Here is a 25,577-nt window from a genome sequence, read left to right on the forward strand (position 1 = left end):
CGAGTGTGGCGGAAACCACCGCCAGCAGACCGGTCAGTAGTCTTTCTTCTGTTGTTCGAAGAGATCCTCGGGATCGACTCGCGTGTTCTCCGAGTTTTCGACCAGCAGGTCGTCCAGTGCCTGCTCGAGTTCGTCCCGCCGCGGGAGTGCGAGCATCTGGCAGGAAAAGACCTGGTCGCTGTTGGTCTCGATACTCGAGTCCAGCAAGAACGCGTGGTCGTCGGTCTCGCCGATACGCGCCGTGATCGGTGTCATTACGGATGCGCCAGTGTCGGCGACGAACTGTGGCGGCTGGTGTTTGATTTCGGCGTTCAACACGTTCGCCCAGCCGTCGACGAAGCCGCTCGTCATAATGTTCGACAGCTCCTTGAGCGCCTCCTGCTCGACGTCGCCCCACTGCTCGTCGGTCTCCATCGGGACCAACGAGTCGACGACCGCCCGGCCCGATGGCTCGTCGAACAGGATGACGAGAAAGCCACTGATCTTGCCTTCGTACTCCATGACGGTGCCGACGTAGCGTTTGGAGCCGACGGCCGTCGGGATGTCTTCGATCGGGACCAGCGTGAGCCGGCTGACGTTGACCGTCGTGTCGATCCCCGTCATCGAGGTGATGTTCGTCGCTGCCTTTTCGGCACCCTCCTTGGTCATATCGGTGAAGACCTCGAGCTTCTCGAAGGAGATTCCGCCCGCGGTCTCGGGTTCCATGGTCCGCTCGAGGGAAGTCGAGTCCGGCACGAGGAGAATGCGGAAGTCGACGGCGTCGTCGACGTCCTGGCCGGCTTCGACGCGGCTACGGAAGACGAAGAGGTGGTTGTCACCTTCGGTCGCGGACTGGGGGAGTACGTCGGTTCCTGTCCCCTGAATGTAGGTCGGTGGCGAGCTTTTGATCCGGGCGTTGAGGTAGTTCGCCCAGCCGTCGACGAAACCACTCGACATGATGTTGCCGACTTCCTCGATGCTGCTTTTTTTCTTCCCGGGATCGTCGGCAGGAACGAGCGTGTCCGTGATCGCTCGCCGCCCTTCTTCGTCGAACGCCAGGGCGACCTCGCCGGAAATTTCGCCGTTCAGATCGACGCTGACGCCGGCGAATTCGTTGCCGATGAACTCCTGTTTGAGATCGGCGGAGGACATCAAGGAGACGTTCGTGATCTGGACGTTCGTGGTGATGCCCGTCAGCTGCGAGAGGGAGTCGGCAGCCGCTTGTGCGCCGTCGTGGGCGAGTTGCTGGTAAGTCTCGAGTTCGCGGATGTCGATCTCCATGGCGAGTTACCCGGCAGCGATGCTGTTGAGTTCTTCGAGCACGCTCTCCTTCTGGAACGGCTTGGTGATGTATCCCTCGGCCCCGGCCTTGATCGAGTCTTTCATCTGCTCGGCCTGCTCGACGCTGGTGCACATGACGACCTTCGCGTCGGGGTCCATGTCCGTGATCTCGTCGGTCGCCTCGATTCCGTCTTTGATCGGCATCACGATATCCATGAAAACGATGTCCGGCTCTTCTTCCTGGTAAAGTTCGACTGCTTCGACGCCGTTCTCGGCCTCACCGACGATATTATGGTCTTCCTCAAGGATTTCGCGAAGAAGATCCCGCATGAACCCGGAATCGTCTGTGATCAATACGTCCATAGGGGAGTGAATACACCCATCCGACTTAACGATGTTGACCGATCCGATGTCGTTTTCGCGGCACACGAAGGACGGAACGGTTATCTGTACCGCTATCGATAGAGAAAGAGTGGAAAATTCAACCTAACAAGTTAGTAAAACTTAGAGTGTCTCCACGTCGAGAATCATCACGACCTCACCCTCCCCGAGGACGGACGCACCGCTGATCCCAGGGGTCCCACTGAGCACGCCTTCGAACGGCTTGATAACGACTTCCTCCTGGCCGACGACGTCCGAACAACGCAGACAGGCCTGGCGAACGTCGTCTTTGATGCGAACGACCATGTCGTCGCTCGCGTGCTCGGCATCCGGCACGTCCAGTCGATCGCCAAGCGAAAGCAGCGGATAGACCCGATCGTCGTGGGTGACTGCCGGTCTCCCCTCGACGGTCTCGACGGTCACGTCCTCGAGTTCGGAGATTTCGTCGATGTTCTTGATGGGGACGCCGTACTGCTCGTCGCCGACGGTGACGAACAGCACTCGGACGATAGCGACGCTGACCGGCAACATGAGCGTGATAGAGGTCCCCTCGTCGGGTTCGCTCTCGACGTTGATCGACCCGTCGACGCCACGGACGACCTGGTTGACGACGTCCATGCCGACGCCACGGCCACTGACCTCGGTGACCTCCTCTGTCGTCGAGAAGCCGGGGTGGAAGATCAGGTCGTACACTTCGGAGTCGTCGAGTACCTTGATCTCCTCTTCGGTCTTGACCCCCTGCTCGACGGCCTTCTCCCGGAGTTCGTCGACGTCGAGGCCGCGGCCGTCGTCTTCGACCGTGACCGATACGCGATCACGTTCGCGCTCGCCGACCAGCTTGATCGTTCCTTCACGGGATTTGCCCTTCTTCTCGCGCTCCGCCGGGGATTCGATCCCGTGGTCGACCGCGTTCCGGATCAGATGCATCAGCGGATCGCCCAGCTCGTTGAGGATCGAACGATCCATCTCGATGTCGACTCCCTCCATCTGGAAGTCGATCTCCTTGTCCTGCTTGCGCGAGAGGTCCCGGACGACCCGAGGGAAGTTGCCCACGATCTTCTTCAGCGGGACCAGCCGAATCTCGAGGACGGTATCCTGGAGACTCGAGGTGATCTTGCCGTGCTCCTCGAGTTCGTCTTCGGCTTCGACGAGGTCGTGTTCCTCGATGATCTTGCGGAGCTTGATCCGGCTCGTGACCATCTCCTCGACCTGATTGTAGAGCTGGTCGATCTGTTCGACGTCGACGCGGATGGACTCGACCTCCTGGGTGCTGTGGGTCGTCTCAGTGCCGGTGTCGTCGTCGGCGTCCGACTCGCCGTCGGCTCCGTCGTCGCTTCCGGCGGCTGCATCGTCGGTGTCGTCGGTCCCTGGACCTTGGCCTGAGTCACCCGCGACCGAAGCTGTCACCGGCGTCGCCGTCGCCTCGGCGACGTACCGGTTGTCCTCGTAGAACCCGACGACATCGCCGGCCGTGACGCTCGCGTCCGTCCGGAGATACGTGTCGAGTGTCCCGTCGAACTCCTCGGACTCGAGGACGTCATCGCCCGGAACGGTCTCGACGAGGTCGTACTCGTCTTCGGTCGCGTCGAGTACGAACATCGCGTCGACGTGTGGCGCTTCCTCGTTGTCGATGACGACGACCGCCCGAACCAGTTCCTCGTCGGCGGCGAGGTCGACGGTCTCACGGAGGGACTCGACGGGGACGTCGTGAGTGTCGGTGAGTTCCTCGTCGGCACCATCGTTCCCGGCGTCGACGTCGTCCTCGGCCGCGTCCGCACCGGTGTTTTCCTCGATCGAGTCGCGGATCGCCGAAATCGTCTCCTCCGGGTTCGTCTCCGTCTCGCCGTCGTCGGAGATCTCGTTGACCATCTGCTCAAGCAGGTCGACCCCCCGGAAGATCAGGTCCATCCGTTCGCCGGTCACTGCGAGTTCGCCATCACGGATGCAATCGAGCAGGTCCTCGATGGCGTGGGCCAGATTGCTGGCCTTCGTATAGCCCATCACGCCGAAATTCCCTTTCAGGTTGTGCGCGACCCGAAACACCGTCTCGATCGCGTTCGATTCCTCGGGGTTCGACGCGTCCTCGAGTTCCAGCAGAGCGTTGTTGAGTTTCCGGACGTCTTCCTTGCTCTCCTGGACGAACGTACTGGTCGGATCGCTCACGAGGACCACCCCCGGAAGGCGTTGACGACGCCTTCCGCGATCCGGTCTTTCGGCAGCACCATGTCGAGATCGACCTGATCTGCGGCTTCCTTGGGCATCCCGTAGACACGGGAGGTCGATTCGTCCTGAGCGATAGCCTTGCCCCCGACGTCTTTGATCGCGGCCAGCCCCGCAGCGCCGTCGGCACCCATCCCGGTCAGGACGACGCCCGCGAGATTTCCGCGGTGGCCGATCGTCTCGGCTGCGGTTTCCATCGTCACGTCGATGGCCGGCTTGACGTTGTGTCGCTCGGGACCGTCGTCGTGTTCGACGGTGAGTCGACCGTTCCTGAAGCCGGTGACCGCGAGGTGGCGACCGCCCTTGGCCAGGACACCCTCTCCGGGCCCGACGCGGTCGCGGCCGGTCGATTCGCGGATGTCGTAGTCGGTACGTTCGTCGAGACGCGTCGCGAAGCGTTCTGTGTAGTGATCAGCCATGTGTTGAACTACGAGAATTCGTAACCCTGCGCGCTCGGGCAGTTCGGACAGCACTCGTTCGACGACCCGAGGGCCGCCGGTCGATGCGCCGATGACGAGCGTCGGATCGTTGGGGAACTCCTCGGTCGCATCCACCTCGACGGTGGTCGGTTCGGGGCGACTCGAGCGGCCCGCAGCAGTGCCGGCACCGCCGTCGGAGTCGGCCCGGGTCGTGGCCGACACGTCCGCCCTGGCGACGGCCCGCACCTGGTCGACGATCTCGTCCTGTTTCGACCAGATCGGAACGGAGTTGTCGCCGCTGGGTTTGGCGATGAAGTCGACCGCCCCGGCCTCAAGTGCCTCGAACGTCGCCTCGGCGTTTTTCGTCGTCTGCGAGCTGATGACCAGCATCGGCGTCGGCTTCTGGGCCATCACCTCTTCGATCACCTCGTGGCCGGTCAACCCCGGCATCTGGATGTCGATCGTCGCGACATCGGGCTCGACGTCGACGATGAGGTCGACGGCCTCGGTACCGTTTTTGGCCCGCCCGACGACGTCGATACCGGCGTCCTCGAGGATCTTCCCGAGGGTTTCCCGCATGACGGCGGAGTCGTCTGCGATGACGGCCCGGACCATCAGTGACACCGAAGCTGACGCTCGCGTTCGAGGCGATAGCTCGCCCGCGATTCCTTTCCGATACCGGCCGCGGCCGGTCGGTTCCGTCGTCCCGTGCTGGAAGAGAAGATAGTGCTCATACGTGTCACTGCGTCAGGCCCTCGTTGGCGACGATTGCAGGCCGTCCGATCGGTACGGTCGGCCGCCGTCGGCGTGGTCAGCGGACGATACGTTCCCTACCATGCTAACTGAATTGTGATGTTCGCTTGATAAAGAGTTTGGCCGATTCGACCCATCGCTCGCCGCCGTTTCGGCGGTTGGCCGTGTGAGTTATGTGGGCAGAGCGGGAACGACCCAGGAGAATGGCGGAACCCGCTCGGCTCTGTGTGACAAATCAGAAGGGAGGTGTCGGGAAGACGACCGTCGCGATCAACCTCGCCGGCGCGCTGAACGATCGCGGTCGCGACGTACTCTTCGTCGACCTCGATCCCCAGGGGAACGCGACGGAGGGACTCGGCCTGCTCGAGGCCTACGACGCCGAGCCGCCGACACTGCTCGACGCGCTCGTCGATCCGGACGACGTCCCCCGCGAAGAGATCGTCTACGAACACGAGGAGATGGACGTGGTGGCGAGCAACGTGGACATGAACGCCGCCGCGTCGACGCTTGCGGCCGAAGCCGACGCTGAACTGCGTCTCGATCGGCTGCTGACGCGGCTCGAGAGCGAGAGCAAGAGTGGGACCCACGACTACGACTTCGTCGTCGTGGACTGTCCGCCACACCTGGGTGCAGTGACGGACAACGGGCTGGTCGCCGCGCAAAATCTGATCATTCCGGCGCTTGCCGAACCCACGAGCAAGCGCTCGCTCGAGTTGCTGTTCGACTACGTCGGCGCACTCGAGATGGATCACGACGTCGACATCGAACCACGAGCGCTCGTGGCGAACCGCATCGAGAACACGAACGCGGCCGACGAGATGCTCGAGTGGTTCGAAGACGCGCTGCCGGAGACGCCGATCTACCGGGTCCGGAAGCGAGTTGCCTTCCAACGGGCGTTCGCGGCCGGTAATTCGATCTTCGCGGTCGAGGAGGAAAACGACATGCGAGACGTGTTCGCGTCGATGGCTGCAACGCTCGACGAACGGCTCACGAAACGAGAGGTATCAGCATGACCGACGACAGAGCACGGCGCATCCGGGAGATACGGAACCGATCGGGACGGAGCCGAACCGAGAGTGAGAACGACGAGGCCGGGACCGAAACCGACGACGAAGCCACGTCCGGAAACGCACACACAGAACCGACGGAGGCTGACGCGGGAGACGAAGGCGTCGATGGGACGGCGACGCCGGCGGCTGACTCGAGTTCGGAAGAGGCGTCCTCGGAATCGGAGTCCGGACCGGAATCGGAGCCGGAGTCGAGGTCGAAAGCAACTACGGATGGTGACGGAGACGGTGCCCGGGATGCAGACGGAAATGGAGAAACCGTCACCTACGACGAACAGGGGATCGCTGGGAGTGACGACGTGGACAACGACGAGGACCAAGACCAAGACCAAGACCAAGACACCGCCGAAAACGACGCCAGCGCCGACGAATCCGACCCCGAAGAGGACGAATCCGCATCCGAAACCGAGACGGACTCCGACGACGGGCTCGAGGCGATGGTCGACGCCGTCGGCGACGAGACCGCGGACGGGATCGATCCCGCCTTGCGCGGTGCGATCGCCGGCACCGGAGACGGGAGCGTCGTCGGCGGCGAAAGCATCGTCGACGCCTCCGCAGTCGGACAGGGTGAGGACACGTACGGCGACGCGACCATCGCCCGCCGGAAGGAGGTCTTCGAGCAAGGGGATTCGCTGATCGCCTCGACGCACAACCAGGAGGACACGATCCAGATGCTCGAGTTCTACCTTCGGGATAGCCGCTACGCGATCGAGATCGATCGGGTCAGCGCGATCGTCGAGATGAAAGACATCACGCGGTTCCCCCGCGGCCCCGACGCGATCGACGGCGTGACCGACCTCCGCGGTGAGATCACCGGCGTCCTCGATCCGACTGCCATGCTCGACGTCGAGCGTAACGAACTCTCCGAGGATCACTACATCGTCGTCTTGGAACGCGACGACGACAAACAGAAGTTGGGCGTTCGCGTGACCGACGTCTCCCAGGCGGTCACCTACCGCGAATCCCAGATCGACGATCCAAACAGCGCGATGGACGGCGACGTCGGTGCCCAACACGAGTTCGTCGAAGGGATCGTCAAGAAAAACACCAACGGAGAGACGACGCTCGTTACGTGGCTGGACGTCGACGAGATTATCGACAACATCTCGACGGAACACGCCCCGGCAGCGACGGAAGCGTAACGCGGGGCCAAACCGAGACAGACGATCGGAAAACGGGAATCTGATGCCTGGGTCTCCCGGGCCGCGATCTTTTTTGTCTGTTGGCACCACCTGCCTGTTGGTCTCGAGCAGCGACCGGCTCCGAGCGAGCGATGAGAGACAGAGACGAGAGACAGAGACGATATCGGACCCAAACGAGAAAACGGAAAACTCGAGCGCTGGTTCCGGGAAACCCGTCCCGAAACCGGCGATTCCGCCACGAGATTTAACTACCCCAGGTTTGACCTTCAGAGTGATAGGAATGAGTGAACGGACGGTCGACCGAGCGAACCGCGGAGAGAAGACGGAGACCGACGACGGAGCCGAGCCGTCGGGAGTCGGAGCCGACGAACCGGGCGACGCCGAAACGCTCCGTCGTGCCGGCTACCAGCAGCTGTTTGACGGCACTGGGGTGCCGACGTTCGTGCTCGACGCAGACGGGCAGGTCCGCGAGTGGAACGCGGCCATCGCCGAGCTGACGGGGGTCGACCGCCAAGAGGCAATCGGTCACGACCGCGTCTCGGAGCTGTTCTACCCGGACGGCCGCCGGGCGGATACCCTGGCGGACAAGGTCTTGCAGGCACCCGAACGGGCCCACCGGGAGTTCGACGTGGAGTTGTCCGACCCGTCACGGAACCGCTACGGCGACACCAGCACGATGGTCGATCGCCACGGCGACGAGAAACACATCGACTTCTCGGCGACCCCGCTGTACGAGGACGACCAGCTCGTCGGCGTCATCGAGGTCGTCGTCGACCAGACGGACGTGGTAACCGAGCGGGACGCCACGGCCGATCTCGTCCGTGAAGTCCAGGCGACGGCGAACCGGATCGGCCGCGGGGACCTCACGGCCCGAGCCGATCACCGGGCGGAGTTCGCCGTGCTCGATGCGGATCTGACGGCGATCATCGACGACGTCAACGACATGGCCGATACCCTCGAGACGCTTACCGGCCGGGTCACCGAACGCGCGGCCGAGATGGAAGCCGCCGTCGACGAAGCCAGCGCAGCCGCCGACGAGATTTCGGGGAACGTCTCCGAACAGCACGACCTCCTCGAGGACTCGGTAACCGAGATGCAGTCGTTCGCGGCCGGGATGGAAGAGCTGGCTGCACAGGCAGACGAGGTCGATTCGGCAGCCGAAGACGCGAGCGATGCTGTCGATGACGGTCTCGAGGCCGGTGAGGACGCACGGGAGGCGATGGGAGACGTCGTCGAGATCGGCGACGAACTCGTCGACAGCGTCGGCGCTCTCTCGGAGAAGATGGACGAGATCGGCGAGGTCGTCGAGGTCATCGCCGACGTGGCCGACGAGACGAACCTGCTCGCGCTCAACGCCAACATCGAGGCCGCGCGTGCAGGCGAGAGCGGCGACGGGTTCGCGGTCGTCGCCGACCACGTGAAGACGCTGGCCGACGAAACACAACAGCACACCGAAGAGATTTCGGCCAGCCTCGAGGAGCTCCAGGCACAATCGACGGAGACGACGGACGCAGTCGATCGGTCCCGGGAGCGGATCGACCACGCCGACGAGCAGATCGAGGCGGTCCTGGACACACTCGAGGGGATCACGGAGTCGGTCCAGGAGGCAACTGACGGAATCTCGGAGGTCGCCCGCGTCGTCGACGACCAGACGGCAAGCGTCGAGGAACTCACCTCGACTATGGAGACGGTACGGGACCGCTCCGACGAGAGCGAGGCGGCGGCAGCTCGGGTCGTCGCGGCGACGGACCACCAGCAACAGACGATCGATCAACTGGTCGAGGAGGTCGACGAGTTACAGACGGAAACGGAGGGAACCGAGGGAACCGAGGGAACCGTGCGGTAGCGGCGGTGACAGAGCGGCTCGACCGATTCTCGGTGGCTCGCGGAACGACACAGCCAAGCAGTTGGTCGTGGTTTCGTGGCAGGCTCTCGCTTCCGGCCGCGAGACATATCAGTATCGTTCGCCTAGAGGTGTCCCTCGAGATGAGACACGATGGGACACGATTCCGAGACAGCCGCCGATAACGACTCGAGAGACGCACTCGGTACGCGGTCGGAAAACGTCTACGAGACGATCTTTCGGGCCATCGACGACGCCGTGTTTCTGGTCGACGTCGAACGGAGAGACGACAGAGCAGGCGGCGAGTACAGGTTCACCTTCCGGCGAAACAACGCCTCCCACCGGGAACAGACCGGCCTCAGCGAGGACGAACTCCGGGGACAGACGCCACAGGAACTCCTCGGGGACGACCAGGGGACAGCAGTCACCGAGAACTACCGACGCTGTGTCGAACGGGGCGAGCCGATCGAGTACGAGGAGACGCTGTCGTTCGACGCCGGTACGACGAGCTGGGAGACGAAGCTGACACCGATCCTCGAGGACGGCGAGGTGACCGGAATCGTCGGCACCTCGCGGAACGTGACCGAACGAAACGAACAGGAGCGAACGCTGAACCGTATGCACCGTCGGTTCGAGGCCATCCTCGAGACCATGTCCGCCGCAGTGTTTCTGAAGGATACCGACGGCCGGTTCCTCCTGATGAACCGGGCGTGTCGCGACCTGTTCGGGATCGACGCGGACGCGGATGTCTCGGGGCTCACCGACGAAGACCTGTTTCCCGAAGACCGAATTGCCGCCTCTCGGGAGCAGGATCAGCGCGTCCTCGAGACCGGCGAGCCGATCGAAACGGAGGAGACAGTGCCGACAGCAGCGGGCGAGACCGTTCGGCTGACGCGGAAGTCGCCGGTGTACGGCGACGACGGAACCGTCGAGGCCGTCTGTGCCGTTTCGACGGACATCACCGAGCGAAAGCGACGGCGAGAACGACTGCAACGCCAGTCTTCTCTTCTCGAGGCCGTGACCGAGGCGACCAAAGACGGGACGCTTGTGACCGATCTCGACTGGAACGTGCTTCACTACAACGACCGATTCCTCGAGTTGTGGGACCTGGCCGATCGAGACGAGGTGCCAAGCGACGGGAAAGCGTTGCTGGCGGACGCCGTCGACGTGCTCGAACAGCCGGAGCCCGAACAGTTCACCGCCACGGTCGAGCGGTTGTACGACCGTCCCGACGACGTACACGACTCCGAACTGCAGTTTACGGACGGCCGGGTACTCGAGTTCTATTCGACGCCGGTCGTCGACGCGGATCGGCGGTACGGTCGCCTCTGGGTCTATCGCGACGTGAGTGCACGCACCGAGTACGAAGGGGCTATCCAGCGGGCCCACGAAGAGCTCCGACAGATCGTCGATCTCATTCCGGATCTGATCTTCGCCAAAGACCAGGACGGCGAGTACCTGCTCGCAAACGAGGCGACCGCCGACGCGTACGGAACGACGCCTGCGGACGTCGAAGGGAGCAAAGAATCCGAGATCATCCCCTCGATCGAGGATTCCGAACAGTTCCGGTCCGACGACCTCGAGGTCATCGAATCCGGTGAGCGCAAGGAGATTCCGGAAGAGCAGTTGACGACTGCCGACGGCGAAACCAAGACGTTCGATACGGTCAAGATTCCCTACGAGCTGTCCGGCAGCGGCAACGACGCCGTGCTCGGCTACGCTCGAGACGTTACCGAACGGAAAGAGTACGAACGCACCCTCGAACGACAGCGGGACGACCTCGAGCTACTCAACCAGGTCGTCCGCCACGACGTCCGCAACGAGCTTCAAGTCGTGCTTGCGTACACCGAACTCCTCTTGGAACGTGTCGACGATGAGAACGGCGAGGCCGTCGAGCAGGTGCTGGAAGCGGCCCGTAGCGCGGTCGATATCACCGAGACGGCCCGCGACGTCACGGAAGTGCTGCTACAGGTCGGTGTCGACCGTTCACCCGTCCGATTGCGGTCCGTTCTCAGGAGTCAGGTCGACGATATCCGCTCGAACCACGAACGAGCGTTGCTCACCGTGGACGGTCCGCTCCCGGATGTCACCGTACTGGCCGACGAGTTGCTGGAGTCCGTGTTCCGAAATCTGCTGGCGAACGCGATCGTACACAACGACGAAGACGTACCGGAAGTCACCGTTTCCGCACACGCCGACGAGAACGTCGTTTGCGTTCGAATCGAGGACAACGGACCTGGGATTCCCGCCGATCAAAAAGCGGATATCTTCCGTGAAGGGGAGAAAGGGCTCGACAGCGACGGGACGGGACTGGGCCTCTATCTCGTCGAAACCCTCGTCGACCGGTACGAGGGAGACGTGTGGATCGAGGACAACGAACCCGTGGGAAGCGTGGTAGTCGTCGAGCTCCCACTGGTCGGGTGACTGTGGGAGTGAGACGGATTGCTGTAACTGTCTACCGCCGATCACCAGAACGGGGTCGGCGATCGGCGGTGGTTGACGACAGTAAACCGTACCAGGGGTCGCCCCATCCTGGTAAACGTCGATACAGAGGGTCTGACTCGTCCGTGAGGCTGCTCGAGGGGCAACGCAGTGAATCGATCGACCCGGCGGACCGCCTCAGAAATTTCGAGGCAGAGCCCCCGGCCTCAAGTCGTGCGGGACCTTCGCTCCCACGCTCCCCCAACGAGCGAACCGCCTATGCGGTGAGCGAAGTAGGGTGGGGTCGTTTACACGCGTACGTCGGTCGGGTTGATCCAGAGAACGAACTCGTCGTCACGACGGATGACGCCGGCGATTCCTTCGCCTTCGACCGAGGTGTCGACCTCGTTCGTGTTGATCTCCTCGACCTGGTGGACCTCGTCGGCGAGCCAGCCGATTCGCTCGTCGGAACCGCGCTTGCGCTTGAACACGATGATCCGGCTGCCCAGCGACGGGTCCTCGTCCCCGAAGATCATCCGCAGGTTGACGATCTTGGTCGTCTCCCCGCGCAGGTCCATGACGCCCTCGATGTGGTCGGGCGTGTTCGGAACCGGTGTCAACTCCTCGGTGTTGACGATCTCCGCGACGTAGCCGATGTCGACGCAGTACCGGTTCTCCCCGAGACTGAACTCGAGGACGTGCGTGGTGATGCCGTCCGACTCTGTCTCCGCGTCCGCGTTCTGGGTCTGCCGTTTGGTCTGGTTCGTCGTTGCCATAGTGAGTCAGGCTCGTTGAGGTTGTCGTTCGCGTTCGAGTCGACGTACTCGTACGATGTCGATCGACTGGACGTGCTCGAATCGCGATCGCGTTCGGATTCCGCCGGGACCGCGCTCGCAACTACCACCCCGCTTCCGGCGAACGCGAGACCCGTCGGTTCCGGACATAGTCGTGAAAGGGAAGGTAACACAGATAAGTGTTTTTGCAGGTAGACCGCCTCTCGAAGGCCCTGGCCGTAATCTTCATGTGTCGGAACCGGTGACCTCGAGTCGAGGTCGCCACCGCATCGACCCGGAGCCAGTCTCGGACGGGGTCGCGGCTTTTATCCCCCTCGAAGGCCGACAGCGGGGCATGACCACGGATGCGGACGCAGACGGCGAGTTTCCCGCCCGCGCGGAGTTCCTTGCGGGCGATCGACCCGACGACGTCGCCCTCTTTCTGGCCGACTCCTACGTCTCCGACGATCGGCTGACGGAGTTCGGCGAGCGCGTCGCGGGCGGGACGCTGATCGTCGTCGACGGCGAGCGTGGCCGCAGCGCGTTCCAGGCCGCGACGGGCACCGGCGCGATGCAGTTCGCCAAATCGGCGATGGACCACGAGGGGATCGTAAACGCGGATCTCGCAGGTGGTACCTGTCCGGAGACCCCGGGCGACGACGCCGACCACGAGGTCCAGTTCGTCTTCGCGTTCACCGAGGAACAGAACGAAGACGTCGGCGGGATATACGCCGAGGGTGACGTCGTCCACGCCTACGCACAGTGTTCTTGCGGGGTGGCGTACTCGGATCGATGGAACCCAAGCGACGCCGACGCCGACATCGATACAGGCCTCGCGGACGGCGAGTAGTCGCTCGTGTCTGGGTCGGCGGGCGGCCGTAAGGAGTATCCTTTTCACCGGCCAGGAGATACGCTCCAGCGATGAGTTCCTTCGATACGCCCCACGAGACCGGCCGATTCAGGCTGACCGGACGAGAAGGCCGGGTCATCGGTGGCGCGAGCGGCTTGATGGTAATCACGGTCGCATTGATGTACGTCTTCGCAAGCACGCAACTCGCCGTCGTCAACGAGGTCCTGTTCGGGGCCGCGCCGATACTCGGCGTGCTCGTCTACGGTGCGGCGATCTTCGTCGGCGAGTTGATCGCCGAGCGCGGCGTCAAAAACGACGACATGGGGACGGCCTTCGGTGGCATGGTACTCTTGCAACTGGCGTTCGGAATCTTCGGTGCCGGCGTTCTCCAGGTTACGACGCCGGAAGCCCGCCTCGAGATTCTCGGGATAACGGCGATCGTCACTGCGCTGATGACGGCCGGCGTGACGGGATACGTCTACGCCCGTTCGGCGACGTTCGAGCACTGGGGTCGGTTCGCGAACGTCTCGTTTATCGGCGGTGTGATCGTCATCGCCGTCGGCTCGTTCGTTCTGCCGATCCTGCTGTCGGTCGGGTTCGTCCTGATCTTCCTCGGCTTTATGCTTCGACTCGGCTACGAAATCTGGCAGGTCAGGGACCGACGGAACGTCTCGACTGGCTTGCAGATCATCGGCGTCTACATCGCCGTGGCCGGCGTCTTCGTTCACGTTCTGCAGCTCGTGATGCGGTATCTCGCGTCCCAGGAGTAACCCACCTCTCAGCGTTCTCTTCGATCGATCACGAACGCGAGTCGCGCGGGCTCGACGGTCAATCCGACACAGCAAACAGCGGCCGTTGTCGACGCCGTCGACGCGTTCGCATCCGCCGTCGAATATGCAAACAGGCACTGCCCTCCTGTGGGGAGTGACCGGAGCGTTCATGGGGACCGTTCGAGCATTCGCGAGGTGTGAAACCAACTGACGAGGCCCGAGCTCCATACGGGACCTGGCAGTCGCCGGTCTCCGCGGAACTGGTCGCGAACGGCGGGATCGATCTCGAGCATCTGACGGTCGACGGCGACACGGCCTACTGGCGCGAGCAACGTCCCGACGAAGGAGGACGAGGGGTAGTCGTCCGCCGCAGCGACGCGGACGGAGAACGCGACGACGGGGCTGGAGACGACGACCTCGAGGAAGTAACGCCCGAGGACGACAACGTCCGGACGCTCGTCCACGAGTACGGCGGCGCTGACTTCGAGGTCAGGGACGGCGTCGTCTTCTACGTTCGCTACGACGACCAGCGCGTCTATCGCCAGTCCGTAAGCGAGGACGGCGGTCCCGAGCCGATCACACCCGAGCCGGCGACCGAACGGGGACTCCGGTACGCGGACTTCGAGGCCGGCGGCGACGGCTTCCTGTACTGCGTCCGGGAGAACCACGACGCCGCGAGCGAGGAAACAGACGGCGACGCGGACGAACCGGTCTCGACGCTCGTCCGACTCGCGGCCGACGGGAGCGAGGAGCCGCAGGTCGTCGCGGCGGGTCACGACTTCTACGCCGCACCGCGGCTTTCACCCGACGGAACGGCGCTCGCCTGGCTCACCTGGGACCATCCCGGACTGCCCTGGGACGGCACCGAACTCCACCTCGCCGACGTCACCGAGGACGGGTATCTCGAGAACGAGCGCATCGTCATGGGTGGCTCCGACGAATCCGTATCCGTCTGCCAGCCCGAGTGGCGGGCCGACGGGGCGCTTCACGCTGTCTCCGACCGAACCGGCTGGTGGAACCTCTACCGTCGCGACGGCGACGAGTGGGTCCCCTATCGGGAGGAGGCAGCCGAGTACGGCGTCCCCCAGTGGCTGCTGGGGTTCTCGACGTACGGCTTCCTCGCGGACGGCCGCGTCGCCGCGATCGTTACCCGCGACGGCGAACGGTCACTCGAGTTGCTCGAGCAGGACGGGTCCCGCGAGGTCGTCGACCTCCCGTACGACACGTACGCGCCGCGACTCGTGACGGACGACGCCGGCGAATCGGTGCTCGTGCCGGCCGGCGGTCCAACCGAACCGACCGGAATCGTGCGATGGTCACCAGAGGACTCGAGTCGGGACGTGCTCCGGCGCGAGACGGCAGACGAGGGAGACGACGCCTACCTCTCCCGACCTGAGCACGTCACTTACGAGACCCGCGACGGGGCCGACGCCCACGCGTTCGTCTACCCGCCGACGAACCCCGACGCCGAGCCGCCCGAAGGCGAGAAGCCGCCGCTGCTGGTATTCGTCCACGGCGGCCCGACCAGCACGACCCAACCGGGGTTCGACCCCGCTATCCAGTACTTCACCAGCCGCGGGTTCGCCGTCGCGGACGTCAACTACCGCGGTTCGACGGGCTACGGTCGGGCGTACCGCGAGGCGCTGTACGACGAGTGGGGACACGTCGACGTCACGGACTGTATCGATGCCGCCCGTCACCTCGCCGGGGAGGGTCGGGTCGATCCCGACCGGATCGCGGTCAGGGGCGGGAGCGCGGGTGGGTTCGTCGTCCTCTCTGCGCTCGCCTTCCACGACGCGTTCGCGGCCGGCACGAGCTACTACGGCGTTGCCGACCTCGAGCGACTCGCGGAACTCACCCACAAGTTCGAATCGCGGTATCTCGACCAGCTGGTCGGCCCCTACCCCGAAGCCGAGGAGACCTACCGGGAGCGGTCGGCGCTCCACCACGCCGACGAGATCGACGCGCCAGTCCTGCTCCTCCAGGGGGAGGACGATCCCGTCGTCCCGCTCTCGCAGGCCGAGTCGATGGCCGGCGCGCTCGCGGACAGCGACGTCCCCCACGAACTCGCCGTCTTCGAAGACGAGGAACACGGCTTCCGTCGCGCGGAGTCGAGAAAGCGCGCGTACGAACTCGAGCTCGCGTTCTACGGCGAGGTATTCGGGTTCGAGCCGGCCGAGTTCGAGACGTTGCCATCGCTCGAGGTGTCGGCCGACGCTGCGGAGTAAACCGATGAAAGACGCACGGAAGATAGCGTCGCCGGCGAGTTTCGACGGACGTTACGCCGCGGCCTGACTGTCGTCGCTTTCGTCGTCCGCTTCGGCCTCGACAACCTCCCGGAACGCGTCGAGGATGACCTGCTTCGTCACCGCACCGCGGGAGGTCCAGTGGTTCGCGTAGTCGAGCATGTCGTCGTAGATATCGGGCTTGCAGCCCGCAGCCTTCGGGTGCCCGCCACCGTTGACCTTGCCCGCGACCTCGTGACAGCGGTCGAACGCCTCGGTCCCCCGGATGGAGGCCGACCCGGCGGGTTTGACCACGACGGAGGCGTCCGCACCTTGCTCGCGCATCGCCTCGGCGACCTCGTTCTGGGAACAGCGGCCGTAGGTGACCCCGACCGTGTAGTCGCCGATCTCGCGAAACTCCGCGCGGGCGACTGCACGGTCGATCAACGCCTCCTTCTCGACTCGTCGCTCCTCGATGAACTCCCGGACCCAGTCGGGCAGGTCCACGCCGTACTCGCGGACGACCTCGACGTACTCGGCGGGGTCCGTCCAGTAGGCGTAGTCCGCGAGGTCGTCGCTGCGGGGGTCCTCCTGCAGCCAGAGGTCGTGATCCCGCGTGACTGCCGCGAGTTCCTCGTAGACTGGGTTGAACTCGTACTCGAGGGAGCGATAGACCACGTCGGCCGAACACTCCTCGTCGGAGTCGCCGACGACGAGGTCGACGCCCGCCTCGCGGACGGCCTCGGCGACCGCGTCGTCCCACTGGTGGTGGTCGTACCAGGCGACGGAGGCGGCGGTCTCGAGGGCTGCCTCGAGTTCCGCCTCGACGTACTCGTAGCGGTCGGGGCAGAGATCACAGACGTAGAGGTCGATTCCCTCGGCAGCGTGTTCGGCTACCCGCCCGAGCGCGTCCTCGACATCGTGAGGGCTGGCAGGGATCAACGCGACCTCGTGGGGCGTTGGTTCCGGTGCGTCGACGGCTTCCTCGGGAGTGGAGAGGTCGAGCGGTTCGTCAACTGTCTCATCGGTCGGGTCGGCTTCGGGGTCGGCGGCCGTGTCCGTGTCGGCTTCGTCGTCGGCGTTCTCGGGCTCCGGAACCGCTCGCACGTCGTCGTAGGCTTCTCTGAGCAACGCAACACAAGCCAGACCGTCCGCATCCGGGTCCGCGACCACTGCGACTTCGGCCCCCTCGAGTGCGGCCGCCGTCCGTTCGGCTTCGAGATCCTCTTCGAGGGAGTCGGGCAGGAAGAAGCCGGTTCCCGGGAGCACGGACTTCCGGGCGATCGGGAGGTCGCCGCTATCGATGAGTTCGTCGTACATGTCCACCGATGGGGGACGGTGGGGGAAGTAAGCGCCGGTCTCGAGAGTGTGAGTGTGAACGCTTGTGAACGACGGTGAGTCGACACGCTTACTGTCGGTCTCCTTGGTCTCTTCGCCCTCTCGGCCTCCTCGCCCTCCGTGAGGGCTCCGTGAGGACTCCGTGAGGACTCCGTGAGAGCTCCGGGCGACGCCGCCGAACCGAACTTCGGACGGCTGTAGTCAGTTCCGGAGTAACCGCGACTCCGAGGCGGTTGCACCAGGAGATCGGTACAGCAACCCGTATCAGGCGTCGGCGGATTCCTCGCCGGCCATCGGATCGAGCTGTCGTACCGTCAGTACCGGCACCGGAGAAGTCCGGACGACGCGTTCCGCGACACTGCCCAGCAGGAGACGGTTCTCACCGTGCCGGCCCCGGGTGCCGGTCGCGATCACGTCGGCGTCGACCTCGCGGGCGTATTCACAGATTTCACTGGCCGGACGTCCTTCCCGGACCGCCGTCGCGACCTCGGTGTCGTCGTCGGTTCGATCCTCGACGGTAGCGAGGGCAGCATCGGCAGTCGTCTCGAGCGCGGTACGAAGTTCGTCCCGGAGCTGCTCGGGTGAGGCATCGACCTGGCTGGCGTCGACGACCGAGAGCGCGTGTACCTCGGCATCGAAGCGGTCGGCGAGATCGAGCGCGACGTCGACGGCCCGCTCGACGCTCTCGGAGCCGTCGGTGGCGACCACGACCGTGTCGAACATATCCAGTCGTTACGGTCGAACCCGCTTAAATTCCACCGGAACGCCGGCGCTCGAGCGGACGGCAACCGGCCGGCGATTCCCGGCCGAAAGCCCGGTTGAACGGAGCCTCGGGTCGAATGCAGGGAGACAGCTCCGCTCCCGCGAGGTGTAACCCGTGGGGGAGGGTTTTTTTGGTCGGGGCACAGACTGGGCCGTATGGACGACAGCGAGCAGTTTTCCGTCGACACCGTCCTCGCGCCGGTCGACGGCAGCGACGAGTCCGCCACCGCCGTCGAGCACGCCGTCGCCGTCGCGGATCGGTACGACGCCAACGTCCACGCCCTGTTCGTGCTCGGTCGGGGCGTCGTTCGGGGGCTCGATGCCGGGACGGTCGACGAGGACGACATCGCCGAAAAGACACAGGGGTTCTTCGAAGACGTCGGATCGATCGCCGACGAGTACGGCGTGTCGCTGTCGACGTCGGTCGACGACGGCTTCTCACAGAGCCGGAAAACCCGGCATCCGGGCAACGTCGTCCTCGACACCGCCGACGAACTCGACGCCGACTTCATCGTCCTCCCCCGGGAGCCAGTGACCGAACCGTCCGCCGAAGTGCTCGAGAAAGCCGCCGAGTACGTGCTCTCGTACGCGAGTCAGCCGGTGTTGTCGGTCTGACTCGAGTCCGGGTTCGTATTCCTACTCCTACTCCTACTCGGTCTGACTCGAGTCGGACTCACCGCCGTCGGTAGGTTCCAACCGGATCGCCATCTCCTGTTCGAAGCTCTCGCCGCCGGTCCTCTCGAACCCGACCCGTTCGTAGAGGGCGATCGCCGGATTGTTCCACCGCTCGACGGTCAGCCAGACGTGTGTGATACCGACCGACCCGGCGTGACCGAGCAACTGTTTCAACAACACCGTTCCGATCCCGGCGCGCTGGTACTCCTGAAGGACGAAGATAGCGAGTTCCCACTCGATGTCCCCGGGGCCGAGAGGGGACTCCTCGCCCGCGTTCTCGTTTTCGTTCTCGCCCAGATCGAGCGCCGGCGGTTCGTCGGCGTCCGGCACCAGCATCGCGTGAGCGACCACGTCGCCGTCGTGTCGCGCGACGACGTTGATGCTCTCGCCGGAGATCGTCTCGAGCCAGTTTCGGATGCGATCTTCGCCCGTCGGCGGAATTCCCTGGGCGCGGTCGGTCGGATCGAAGGCGTCGTACATCCCGACCACGTCGTCGATGACCGCGTCGAAGGAGTCCGGCGCACGGACGTCGATCGGCCGGCCGTCCCCGTCTTCGAACGTCGTCGGCGGTGCGGGGAACGGACCCGACGAGTCGTCCGGATAGTCACGCTCGTAAGTTCCCGACATCGTTATCGAACCAGTTTAACCGTCGTCGGCGCGTTCAGCAGGACGAATTCGGTGATCGGACCCAGCTGGATCTTCCCCATCGGACTCAGCGTACCGCCACCGATGACCAACTGATCGAACTCCCCCTGTTCCGCGTAGTCGACGAGTGCACTTCCCGGATCACCTTCGAGGACGACGACCTCGGCGTCGATATCCGCGTCCTCGAGTAGCGTTTCCGCCCGTTCGCGCATCTCCTCCTGGGACCGTTTCGACTCCGGCTTCTCGAGAATCGCGACGGTAAGTTCGTCGTCGACCTCCTTCGTCCGCTCGATCGTGCGGCGAAGGGTCTTGATCGATTCGTCGCTGCCCCCGAGACCCATCAGTACGTCCATACGGACAGGTGTGCGCCGACGGACGAAAACCGTTATGCCGGGTGCGGTCGCCAAACGGGCTCGAGACTGGCGGCTCGAGGCCGAAAGATACCGGGCTGACGACAGCGAGCGAGTGACTCACAACCGATAGCGAGGACGACGCTGTTAAGACCGTGTGTGCGTTACGTCGAACGAATGAGTGACGCGGCGCTCGACGTCGTCGAGTTTCTGCTCACGACGAGCGTGTACTCGGACGACCGGACGTTAGACGAAAACGATCTGCCGCCGTCGTTCCGCCAGGTGTTCTGGACCAGCTCGGGATCGGGCTCCGGGGCGGGTTCGGGTTCGGGTTCGGATTCCAGCTCCGGTCCCGGCTCGAGCGGGGACGGCGACGACAGCGACGCCAACGACGACGGGGGACGACGCCGCGCCGGCATCACCCGGCCCCTCTCGGCGACGAACGCCACCGCTCGCGAGGCGACCGGCGTCGACCGGCCCTGGGAAGCCGTCTCCGATCTTATGTTTACCGAACGCGACGAGTTCTCGGGGACGATCACGCTGACCCAGCAGGACCTCGCCGAAGAGTGGTTCCTCGAACGCGTCGACGACGAGCGACTCCTCGAGAACCCGACTCTCTCGAACCACTTCGAGGACCACGAGGTCTACGAGGGCGACGCCACCCACGAGGAGGCTCGCGAGCGCAATCGCCCGATCCAGGCCGACCGCGTCTGGATCGACGGGCTGCTCGACGAGTACTTCGACGAGGAAGAAGACGAGGACATGCTCGATCTCGTCGACGTCCGAGCACCCGAGGAAGTCGAGATCACGCTCGACGATCTGGTACTCACCGAGGGCCAGGAGAACGAACTGGACAAGATCGCGAAGGCGATCGAACACCGGGACTATCTCTCAGAGATCGGCCTCCGTGAGATCGGGAAGTTGCTGTTCGTCGGACCGCCAGGAACCGGGAAGACCTCGACCGCACAGGCCCTGGCCCGCGAGATGGACCTGCCGTTCGTCGAGGTCAAACTCTCGATGATTACCTCACAGTACCTCGGCGAAACGGCGAAAAACGTCGACAAGACGTTCGAGGTCGCGAAACGACTCTCGCCGTGTATCCTCTTTATCGACGAGTTCGACTTCGTCGCCAAGACTCGCCGGAGCGACGAGCACGCTGCCCTCAAACGGGCGGTGAACACCCTTCTCAAGAGCATCGACAACATCTCGCTGATCGAGGACGACGTCTTGCTGATCGGCGCGACGAACCACCCGGATCAGCTCGACGACGCCGCCTGGCGGCGCTTCGACGAGATCATCAACTTCCCCAAACCCGACTACAACATGCGGGCGGACATCCTTCAGGTCATCACCCGACAGATGGACATCGAGGAGTTCGATCCCCAACTCATCGCGGAGGCGACCGAAGGGCTGACCGGCAGCGACCTCCGGATGGTACTGCGCGAGGCAGTCCTCGAGGCGCTGACCGAGGATCGGACCACACTCACACAGGAAGACCTGCTCCACGCTGTCGAGGAGTTCGAGGAGCGGGACAACCTGAAGAACATGGACATGATCGAAGGAGACCACGACGCACTCGTCGCCGGTGGTGACATCGGGAAAGCGAGTGACGGTGGGCATTCGCACGACCACGACCACGACCACGATCACAATCACGACCACGACCACTAACCCCCGTCTTCGCCACCCCGCAGCTTCGTCACCCCCGTTGGCAAGAATTCTTATACACCTCTGTGGCCATCACCAGGTATGACAAACGAGGGGCGAGGCGAACTCGCCGAAGCCGTCGACCACGTGCGAACGATCGGGGACCACGTCGAGGAAACGTCCGATCTCGCGACCGTCCAGAGCGAGGAGATATCCGATCTCTACCGGGAGATCGAGGACCTGGGGGCCTCGCTCGAGGAAGTCGCAGCGACCTCCGAGGAAGTGTCGAACGCAGCCGTCAACGCCCGGGAAGCCGCACAGGAGGGCCAGGAAACCAGCCAGGAGGTCTGGGAGACGATGGTCGATGTCGTCGACTCCGCCGAACGCCTCACGACCGTCACCGAGGAACTCGAGGCAAAGATGGACGAGGTCGATGCGGTCATCGAGGTCATCTCGGACGTAGCCGACGAGACCAACTTACTGGCGCTGAACGCCTCGATCGAGGCTGNCGACTCCGCCGAACGCCTCACGACCGTCACCGAGGAACTCGAGGCAAAGATGGACGAGGTCGATGCGGTCATCGAGGTCATCTCGGACGTAGCCGACGAGACCAACTTACTGGCGCTGAACGCCTCGATCGAGGCTGCACGCAGCGGAAGCGACGGGAGCGGATTCGCAGTCATCGCCGACGAGGTCAAATCGCTCGCAGCGGAGACAAGCGATCACGCCGACGAGATTTCGGACCAGCTCGAGGCGCTGCAGGAACGAACGAGCGAGACCCGACGAGAGGCACACCAAACCGACGAGTACCTCCGGCAAACGAGCGCCGAACTCGAGGTAGTCATCGACCGCTTCGAGCGGATCACCGAAACCATCGACGAGGCCGCGACGGGAGTCGAAGAGGTCGCCGACGTCAACGACAATCAGGCCCAGACCGTCGAAACGATCAGTGACAGCGTCGAACGCATCGACGAACGGGCCGACCGTGTCGACCGCGAAATGAACGACGCCGACGGTCTGGTCGATCGACAGGTCGAGATCGTCGATCACCTGACGTCGTACGTCGACAATCTGCCGGGAATGGCATACCGAGTCGCCAACGAGGAGGGGTGGCCGGTACTGTTCGCCTCCGAGGGAACCAAGCGTCTCACCGGCTACGAGGGAGAGGAGCTCGTTTCCGGGCAGGTCTCGCTTGGCGAGGACGTCATTCACGACGACGACAGCGACGCCGTCTGGTCGGCGGTACAGGAGGCTCTCGAAGAGCGGCGTGCGTTCGATATCGCCTACCGGATCGAGACCGCCCGCGGCGAAGTCGTTCCCGTCCGCGAGCGCGGACAGGGCGTGTACGACGGCGGAGAAGTAACTGCCATCGAGGGGTTCGTCTCGAGACGGAGCACCGACTCGATGCAACAACTGTACTGACTCGAGCCCGCAGTCGGCCGTGCCTCCCGTGCAACGTACCCACCGATTCCCGAAGTCCAATTACAGGCTGCAACACGAACCCCACGACTCCAGTCCTAGCAGGTGGTCAGAGGAACCCGTCTTCTTTCGCCAGCGACAGTGCCGTCATCGTCGAGTCGTTTGCCGGCTGCTCGCGAGCACGCTCGAGCGCCTCGTCGACCGGCACCGTCGTCACCGCGAGGAACTCGTTGTTGTCCAGTTCCCGCTGTCCGGGTTCCAGTCCCTCGGCGTAGACGACGCCACGATCGTGTCGGAGCACACCGGTTGCGACCGCGTACTCCTGTAAAAGCGCCGTACTCGACGGTCGAAACCCGGTCTCCTCTTCGAGTTCGCGAGCCGCTGCCGTCGTGTACGATTCGCCGTCCTCGACGATACCGGCGGGCAACTCGAGATGGGTCTCGCGGATCGTGGGACGATACTGTTCGACGAACAGGAGTCGATCCTCGTCGTCGGCCCCATCGTCCGTGAAGCCGTCCTCAGTCTCAGCGAGGACGCCTCCGTCGATTCGAGCGACGACGACGACCGCTGGCGGCAAGTCCGCCCAGTAGTAGCGTTTCTCGGTGCCGTCGGGCTGTTCGACCAGATCGTAGCCGCCGTCGTACCAGCCAGTCTCGTACTCGGTCACCTCCTCGACGAGACTCCAGTCGTCCGCGTCGGGCCCGGTACCGGTGTTCGCCGTCGACTCGTCCGGTGGCGTCATCGTCGAACGCTGTGCTCTCGAGGGTCGAATAGGTGGCGATAGACGACGGAACCAGCCGACAACGACGGCTTACAGTCGATCGCGGTACAGCCGTCCGAACGCCTGCCGGCGGAGGGTCGCGACTGCTGCGTCCTCTTTCTCCTGGAAAGTCGCGGCCACTGCTTGTCCGTCCGGTCCGGCGTGCCAGACGACCCGATCGACGTTCTCGTGTCCGACCGTCGTCACCTCTCCATCGTACGACTCCTGCCAGGAATCGAACTCCCCACGACTGCCGACCCGTACCTCGAGCAGGCTCGCAAACAGCGCGTCGCGAGCGGTCTCGACAACCTCGCTCGTAACTCGCTCGTCGTACTCCTCGCGGTCGAACTCCATGGCTTTCGCCACCTCGCTGACGACCGTCTGGGCTGCAGGCCCGACCGTCTCGTACTGCGTGTGTGCTTCCTCGATCGACGACGGCGAGAGCGTTCCGACCGTATGCATAGGAGAGCGTGACATCGGCAGGGAGTTACCAGTTACGCGTCGCCGCCGTCACGGTCGCCATCTGCCGTGTCGGACCCACCCTCGGATTCGTGTCGATGCTCGGCGTCGGACTCCCTCTGACCGTCGACGCCGGCGTCCCCACCTCCCTCCTGCATTCGCCGAGTCAGTTCTCTCGCTTCCTGCAGGACGCTCTCGGCTTCGGAGGTGAGCGCGCCACGACCAGGGCCTCGGCTCTGGCGGGCGAGCCCGTCCTCGAACCCGTCTATCCCCTTGGGACGACCAGGGTCGTGGCTGTGGTCATGGCCGTGATCGTGTCCCGGCCCGCCTTCGAACTCCGGCGTCTCGATTTCGGGTGCATGCTCGGCGACGATCTTTCCCAGTTCGTCGGGGTTTCGATCGCCCCAATCGGGTGCGTGCTCCTCGAGCCACTCGCGGTGCTCCTCGCGGCCGAGCGAGGCCGTGATCGCGAGGTGGTTCGCGAGGTGGGCCGCGTCGGCCTGGTCGGCGTCACAGACAGGGCAGGCGTATCCCATGTTCGAACGGTACGTGGCAAGCGGTAAAACGTCCCCGTCACGCTCGTTCGAAACCACTGCGTTCTCCGGTCGGTGACGCTTGTTTCCTCCGACCGAGAACGGAGCCACACGGACCGCGACTCACTCGAGCTTCCGGATCATCACGATCGCATCCTCGTCGTCGTAGTAGTCCGGCACCCGTCGGAGTGCCTCGAATCCGAACTCCCGGTAAAGACGCTTGGCCCGTTCGTTAGAGCGTCTCACCTCGAGCTTGACGCTCTCGGCTCCGTGAGCGGCCATCACGGCGAGCACTCGGGAGAGCAGTGCCGAGCCGACGCCTTCGCCGCGGCGCTCGGGGTGTACCGCGATGTCCTTGACGTGGCCGACGCGTCGCCCGACGCTCGAGGTCACGTCGGCGACGACGTAACCAGCGACCCGTCCCTCGACGACGGCGACCAGAAAGCCCGGCTCCCCGAGGAACCGATCGAACGCGTCGTACGGCCACGGCTGGGGAAACGAGGCGTTTTCGATCCGGACGACCGCGAGCAGGTCCGCGCGTTCGGCGGGCCGGATCGAGACGTCGCCCTCGCGGTCAGTCGGAAACTGGACGGTCACGACCCCGCATACGAGCCGAGCAATAAAAGAACTGTTCGCATCGGGCACCGTACTCGGACGCCACTCGCGACACGGTAAGACAGTGGGACCCCCATCCGATCACCCCCTCGGGTCGGTACTCGCAAAGTAACGGCCTCGCTTGCCGTTTCCGTCGAGTAGCCCGCCGATCCGCCGCCGCCACGTCGACGATGGGACTCTCGAACCGGACTACACGACTCAAAAACTCAGCTTTGAACGTTGAAGTAGGATCGTGACGTAGGCGGTAGCG

General features: G+C 64.2%; 23 protein-coding genes. 10 read left to right on the forward strand and 13 right to left on the reverse strand.

The features are described 5' to 3' along the window. Positions 1-33 precede the first annotated feature (33 nt). From C446_RS14475 to cheB, 4 genes are all read right to left on the reverse strand, one after another. Complete coding sequence (locus tag C446_RS14475) at positions 34-1,260, reverse strand: chemotaxis protein CheC (protein WP_006673876.1); 1,227 nt, start codon at positions 1,258-1,260, stop codon at positions 34-36. A gap of 6 nt (positions 1,261-1,266) precedes the next feature. Further along, positions 1,267-1,623, reverse strand: coding sequence for a chemotaxis protein CheY (gene cheY / locus C446_RS14480; RefSeq protein ID WP_006673877.1), 357 nt, complete (start codon positions 1,621-1,623; stop codon positions 1,267-1,269). Between the two features lie 141 nt (positions 1,624-1,764). Beyond that, on the reverse strand, positions 1,765-3,813 hold the full coding sequence (gene cheA / locus C446_RS14485; protein ID WP_006673878.1) for a chemotaxis protein CheA: 2,049 nt from the start codon (positions 3,811-3,813) through the stop codon (positions 1,765-1,767). Then, positions 3,801-4,895, reverse strand: coding sequence for a chemotaxis-specific protein-glutamate methyltransferase CheB (cheB, locus tag C446_RS14490; protein ID WP_006673879.1), 1,095 nt, complete (start codon positions 4,893-4,895; stop codon positions 3,801-3,803). Before cheB ends, cheA begins: the two co-directional genes overlap by 13 nt. 341 nt (positions 4,896-5,236) lie before the next feature. On the opposite strand from cheB, the gene C446_RS14495 reads away from it, so the two are divergent. From C446_RS14495 to C446_RS14510, 4 genes are all read left to right on the forward strand, one after another. Then, entirely contained in the window at positions 5,237-6,046 is an 810-nt protein-coding gene (locus C446_RS14495) for a ParA family protein (RefSeq protein WP_006673880.1), read from the forward strand. Continuing rightward, complete coding sequence (locus tag C446_RS14500; protein ID WP_006673881.1) at positions 6,043-7,242, forward strand: chemotaxis protein CheW; 1,200 nt, start codon at positions 6,043-6,045, stop codon at positions 7,240-7,242. The genes C446_RS14495 and C446_RS14500 overlap by 4 nt, the downstream gene beginning before the upstream one ends. Before the next feature lie 280 nt (positions 7,243-7,522). Next, entirely contained in the window at positions 7,523-9,088 is a 1,566-nt protein-coding gene (locus C446_RS14505; RefSeq protein WP_006673882.1) for a methyl-accepting chemotaxis protein, read from the forward strand. 150 nt (positions 9,089-9,238) lie between these two features. Then, a complete protein-coding gene (locus tag C446_RS14510; RefSeq protein ID WP_006673883.1) occupies positions 9,239-11,509 on the forward strand; it encodes a PAS domain-containing sensor histidine kinase in 2,271 nt (756 codons plus the stop codon). A 305-nt stretch (positions 11,510-11,814) separates the two neighbouring features. On the opposite strand, the gene C446_RS14515 is transcribed toward C446_RS14510, so the two are convergent. Beyond that, positions 11,815-12,282, reverse strand: a complete 468-nt coding sequence (locus tag C446_RS14515) for a chemotaxis protein CheW (protein WP_006673884.1) — start codon at positions 12,280-12,282, stop codon at positions 11,815-11,817. A 352-nt stretch (positions 12,283-12,634) separates the two neighbouring features. Here C446_RS14515 and C446_RS14520 point away from each other — a divergent pair, with 352 nt between their 5' ends. From C446_RS14520 to C446_RS14530, 3 genes are all read left to right on the forward strand, one after another. Continuing rightward, positions 12,635-13,129 carry a DUF5807 family protein gene (locus tag C446_RS14520; RefSeq protein WP_006673885.1) on the forward strand — a complete coding sequence of 165 codons (495 nt, stop codon included), beginning with the start codon at positions 12,635-12,637 and terminating at the stop codon, positions 13,127-13,129. A gap of 71 nt (positions 13,130-13,200) precedes the next feature. Then, a complete protein-coding gene (locus tag C446_RS14525; RefSeq protein WP_006673886.1) occupies positions 13,201-13,899 on the forward strand; it encodes a hypothetical protein in 699 nt (232 codons plus the stop codon). A 197-nt stretch (positions 13,900-14,096) separates the two neighbouring features. Then, entirely contained in the window at positions 14,097-16,127 is a 2,031-nt protein-coding gene (locus C446_RS14530; protein WP_006673887.1) for a S9 family peptidase, read from the forward strand. Positions 16,128-16,178: 51 nt separating this feature from the next. Here C446_RS14530 and C446_RS14535 read toward each other — a convergent pair whose 3' ends face one another. Together C446_RS14535 and C446_RS14540 are read right to left on the reverse strand one after the other, a co-directional pair. Then, positions 16,179-17,444 (reverse strand): DHH family phosphoesterase, encoded by a 1,266-nt coding sequence (locus C446_RS14535; protein ID WP_006673888.1) that lies wholly within the window; start codon positions 17,442-17,444, stop codon positions 16,179-16,181. A 282-nt stretch (positions 17,445-17,726) separates the two neighbouring features. Continuing rightward, positions 17,727-18,185 (reverse strand): universal stress protein, encoded by a 459-nt coding sequence (locus tag C446_RS14540; RefSeq protein WP_006673889.1) that lies wholly within the window; start codon positions 18,183-18,185, stop codon positions 17,727-17,729. Positions 18,186-18,380: 195 nt separating this feature from the next. Here C446_RS14540 and C446_RS14545 point away from each other — a divergent pair, with 195 nt between their 5' ends. Next, on the forward strand, positions 18,381-18,839 hold the full coding sequence (locus C446_RS14545) for a universal stress protein (RefSeq protein ID WP_006673890.1): 459 nt from the start codon (positions 18,381-18,383) through the stop codon (positions 18,837-18,839). 33 nt (positions 18,840-18,872) lie between these two features. Here C446_RS14545 and C446_RS14550 read toward each other — a convergent pair whose 3' ends face one another. Together C446_RS14550 and C446_RS14555 are read right to left on the reverse strand one after the other, a co-directional pair. Further along, a complete protein-coding gene (locus tag C446_RS14550; RefSeq protein ID WP_006673891.1) occupies positions 18,873-19,526 on the reverse strand; it encodes a GNAT family N-acetyltransferase in 654 nt (217 codons plus the stop codon). A gap of 2 nt (positions 19,527-19,528) precedes the next feature. Next, on the reverse strand, positions 19,529-19,897 hold the full coding sequence (locus tag C446_RS14555; protein WP_006673892.1) for a universal stress protein: 369 nt from the start codon (positions 19,895-19,897) through the stop codon (positions 19,529-19,531). A gap of 174 nt (positions 19,898-20,071) precedes the next feature. Here C446_RS14555 and C446_RS14560 point away from each other — a divergent pair, with 174 nt between their 5' ends. Together C446_RS14560 and C446_RS14565 are read left to right on the forward strand one after the other, a co-directional pair. Further along, entirely contained in the window at positions 20,072-21,565 is a 1,494-nt protein-coding gene (locus tag C446_RS14560) for an ATP-binding protein (RefSeq protein WP_006673893.1), read from the forward strand. 78 nt (positions 21,566-21,643) lie between these two features. Further along, positions 21,644-22,963 (forward strand): methyl-accepting chemotaxis protein, encoded by a 1,320-nt coding sequence (locus C446_RS14565; RefSeq protein WP_006673894.1) that lies wholly within the window; start codon positions 21,644-21,646, stop codon positions 22,961-22,963. 106 nt (positions 22,964-23,069) lie between these two features. On the opposite strand, the gene C446_RS14570 is transcribed toward C446_RS14565, so the two are convergent. The 4 genes from C446_RS14570 to rimI form a co-directional block, all read right to left on the reverse strand. Then, positions 23,070-23,702 (reverse strand): NUDIX hydrolase, encoded by a 633-nt coding sequence (locus C446_RS14570; protein ID WP_006673895.1) that lies wholly within the window; start codon positions 23,700-23,702, stop codon positions 23,070-23,072. A 69-nt stretch (positions 23,703-23,771) separates the two neighbouring features. After that, positions 23,772-24,182, reverse strand: coding sequence for a DUF5809 family protein (locus C446_RS14575; RefSeq protein ID WP_006673896.1), 411 nt, complete (start codon positions 24,180-24,182; stop codon positions 23,772-23,774). Positions 24,183-24,214: 32 nt separating this feature from the next. Continuing rightward, positions 24,215-24,715: a DUF5810 domain-containing protein gene (locus tag C446_RS14580; RefSeq protein WP_006673897.1), complete on the reverse strand. Its 501-nt coding sequence runs from the start codon at positions 24,713-24,715 to the stop codon at positions 24,215-24,217. 120 nt (positions 24,716-24,835) lie between these two features. Further along, on the reverse strand, positions 24,836-25,309 hold the full coding sequence (rimI, locus tag C446_RS14585) for a ribosomal protein S18-alanine N-acetyltransferase (protein WP_006673898.1): 474 nt from the start codon (positions 25,307-25,309) through the stop codon (positions 24,836-24,838). Between the last annotated feature and the right edge of the window lie 268 nt (positions 25,310-25,577).

The organism is Halobiforma nitratireducens JCM 10879 (genome assembly GCF_000337895.1).
Lineage (GTDB): Archaea > Halobacteriota > Halobacteria > Halobacteriales > Natrialbaceae > Natronobacterium > Natronobacterium nitratireducens.

Bases quoted from the DNA above. Each gene is read 5' to 3' on its own strand.
- C446_RS14505 (WP_006673882.1), top strand. From the start codon at position 7,523: ATGAGTGAACGGACGGTCGACCGAGCGAACCGCGGAGAGAAGACGGAG.
- cheB (WP_006673879.1), bottom strand. From the start codon at position 4,895: ATGGTCCGGGCCGTCATCGCAGACGACTCCGCCGTCATGCGGGAAACC.
- C446_RS14475 (WP_006673876.1), bottom strand. From the start codon at position 1,260: ATGGAGATCGACATCCGCGAACTCGAGACTTACCAGCAACTCGCCCAC.
- C446_RS14570 (WP_006673895.1), bottom strand. From the start codon at position 23,702: ATGACGCCACCGGACGAGTCGACGGCGAACACCGGTACCGGGCCCGAC.
- C446_RS14545 (WP_006673890.1), top strand. From the start codon at position 18,381: ATGGACGACAGCGAGCAGTTTTCCGTCGACACCGTCCTCGCGCCGGTC.
- C446_RS14575 (WP_006673896.1), bottom strand. From the start codon at position 24,182: ATGCATACGGTCGGAACGCTCTCGCCGTCGTCGATCGAGGAAGCACAC.
- C446_RS14525 (WP_006673886.1), top strand. From the start codon at position 13,201: ATGAGTTCCTTCGATACGCCCCACGAGACCGGCCGATTCAGGCTGACC.
- C446_RS14580 (WP_006673897.1), bottom strand. From the start codon at position 24,715: ATGGGATACGCCTGCCCTGTCTGTGACGCCGACCAGGCCGACGCGGCC.
- C446_RS14550 (WP_006673891.1), bottom strand. From the start codon at position 19,526: ATGTCGGGAACTTACGAGCGTGACTATCCGGACGACTCGTCGGGTCCG.
- C446_RS14510 (WP_006673883.1), top strand. From the start codon at position 9,239: ATGGGACACGATTCCGAGACAGCCGCCGATAACGACTCGAGAGACGCA.
- C446_RS14540 (WP_006673889.1), bottom strand. From the start codon at position 18,185: ATGTTCGACACGGTCGTGGTCGCCACCGACGGCTCCGAGAGCGTCGAG.
- C446_RS14535 (WP_006673888.1), bottom strand. From the start codon at position 17,444: ATGTACGACGAACTCATCGATAGCGGCGACCTCCCGATCGCCCGGAAG.
- C446_RS14515 (WP_006673884.1), bottom strand. From the start codon at position 12,282: ATGGCAACGACGAACCAGACCAAACGGCAGACCCAGAACGCGGACGCG.
- C446_RS14520 (WP_006673885.1), top strand. From the start codon at position 12,635: ATGACCACGGATGCGGACGCAGACGGCGAGTTTCCCGCCCGCGCGGAG.
- cheY (WP_006673877.1), bottom strand. From the start codon at position 1,623: ATGGACGTATTGATCACAGACGATTCCGGGTTCATGCGGGATCTTCTT.
- C446_RS14555 (WP_006673892.1), bottom strand. From the start codon at position 19,897: ATGGACGTACTGATGGGTCTCGGGGGCAGCGACGAATCGATCAAGACC.
- C446_RS14495 (WP_006673880.1), top strand. From the start codon at position 5,237: ATGGCGGAACCCGCTCGGCTCTGTGTGACAAATCAGAAGGGAGGTGTC.
- C446_RS14500 (WP_006673881.1), top strand. From the start codon at position 6,043: ATGACCGACGACAGAGCACGGCGCATCCGGGAGATACGGAACCGATCG.
- C446_RS14560 (WP_006673893.1), top strand. From the start codon at position 20,072: ATGAGTGACGCGGCGCTCGACGTCGTCGAGTTTCTGCTCACGACGAGC.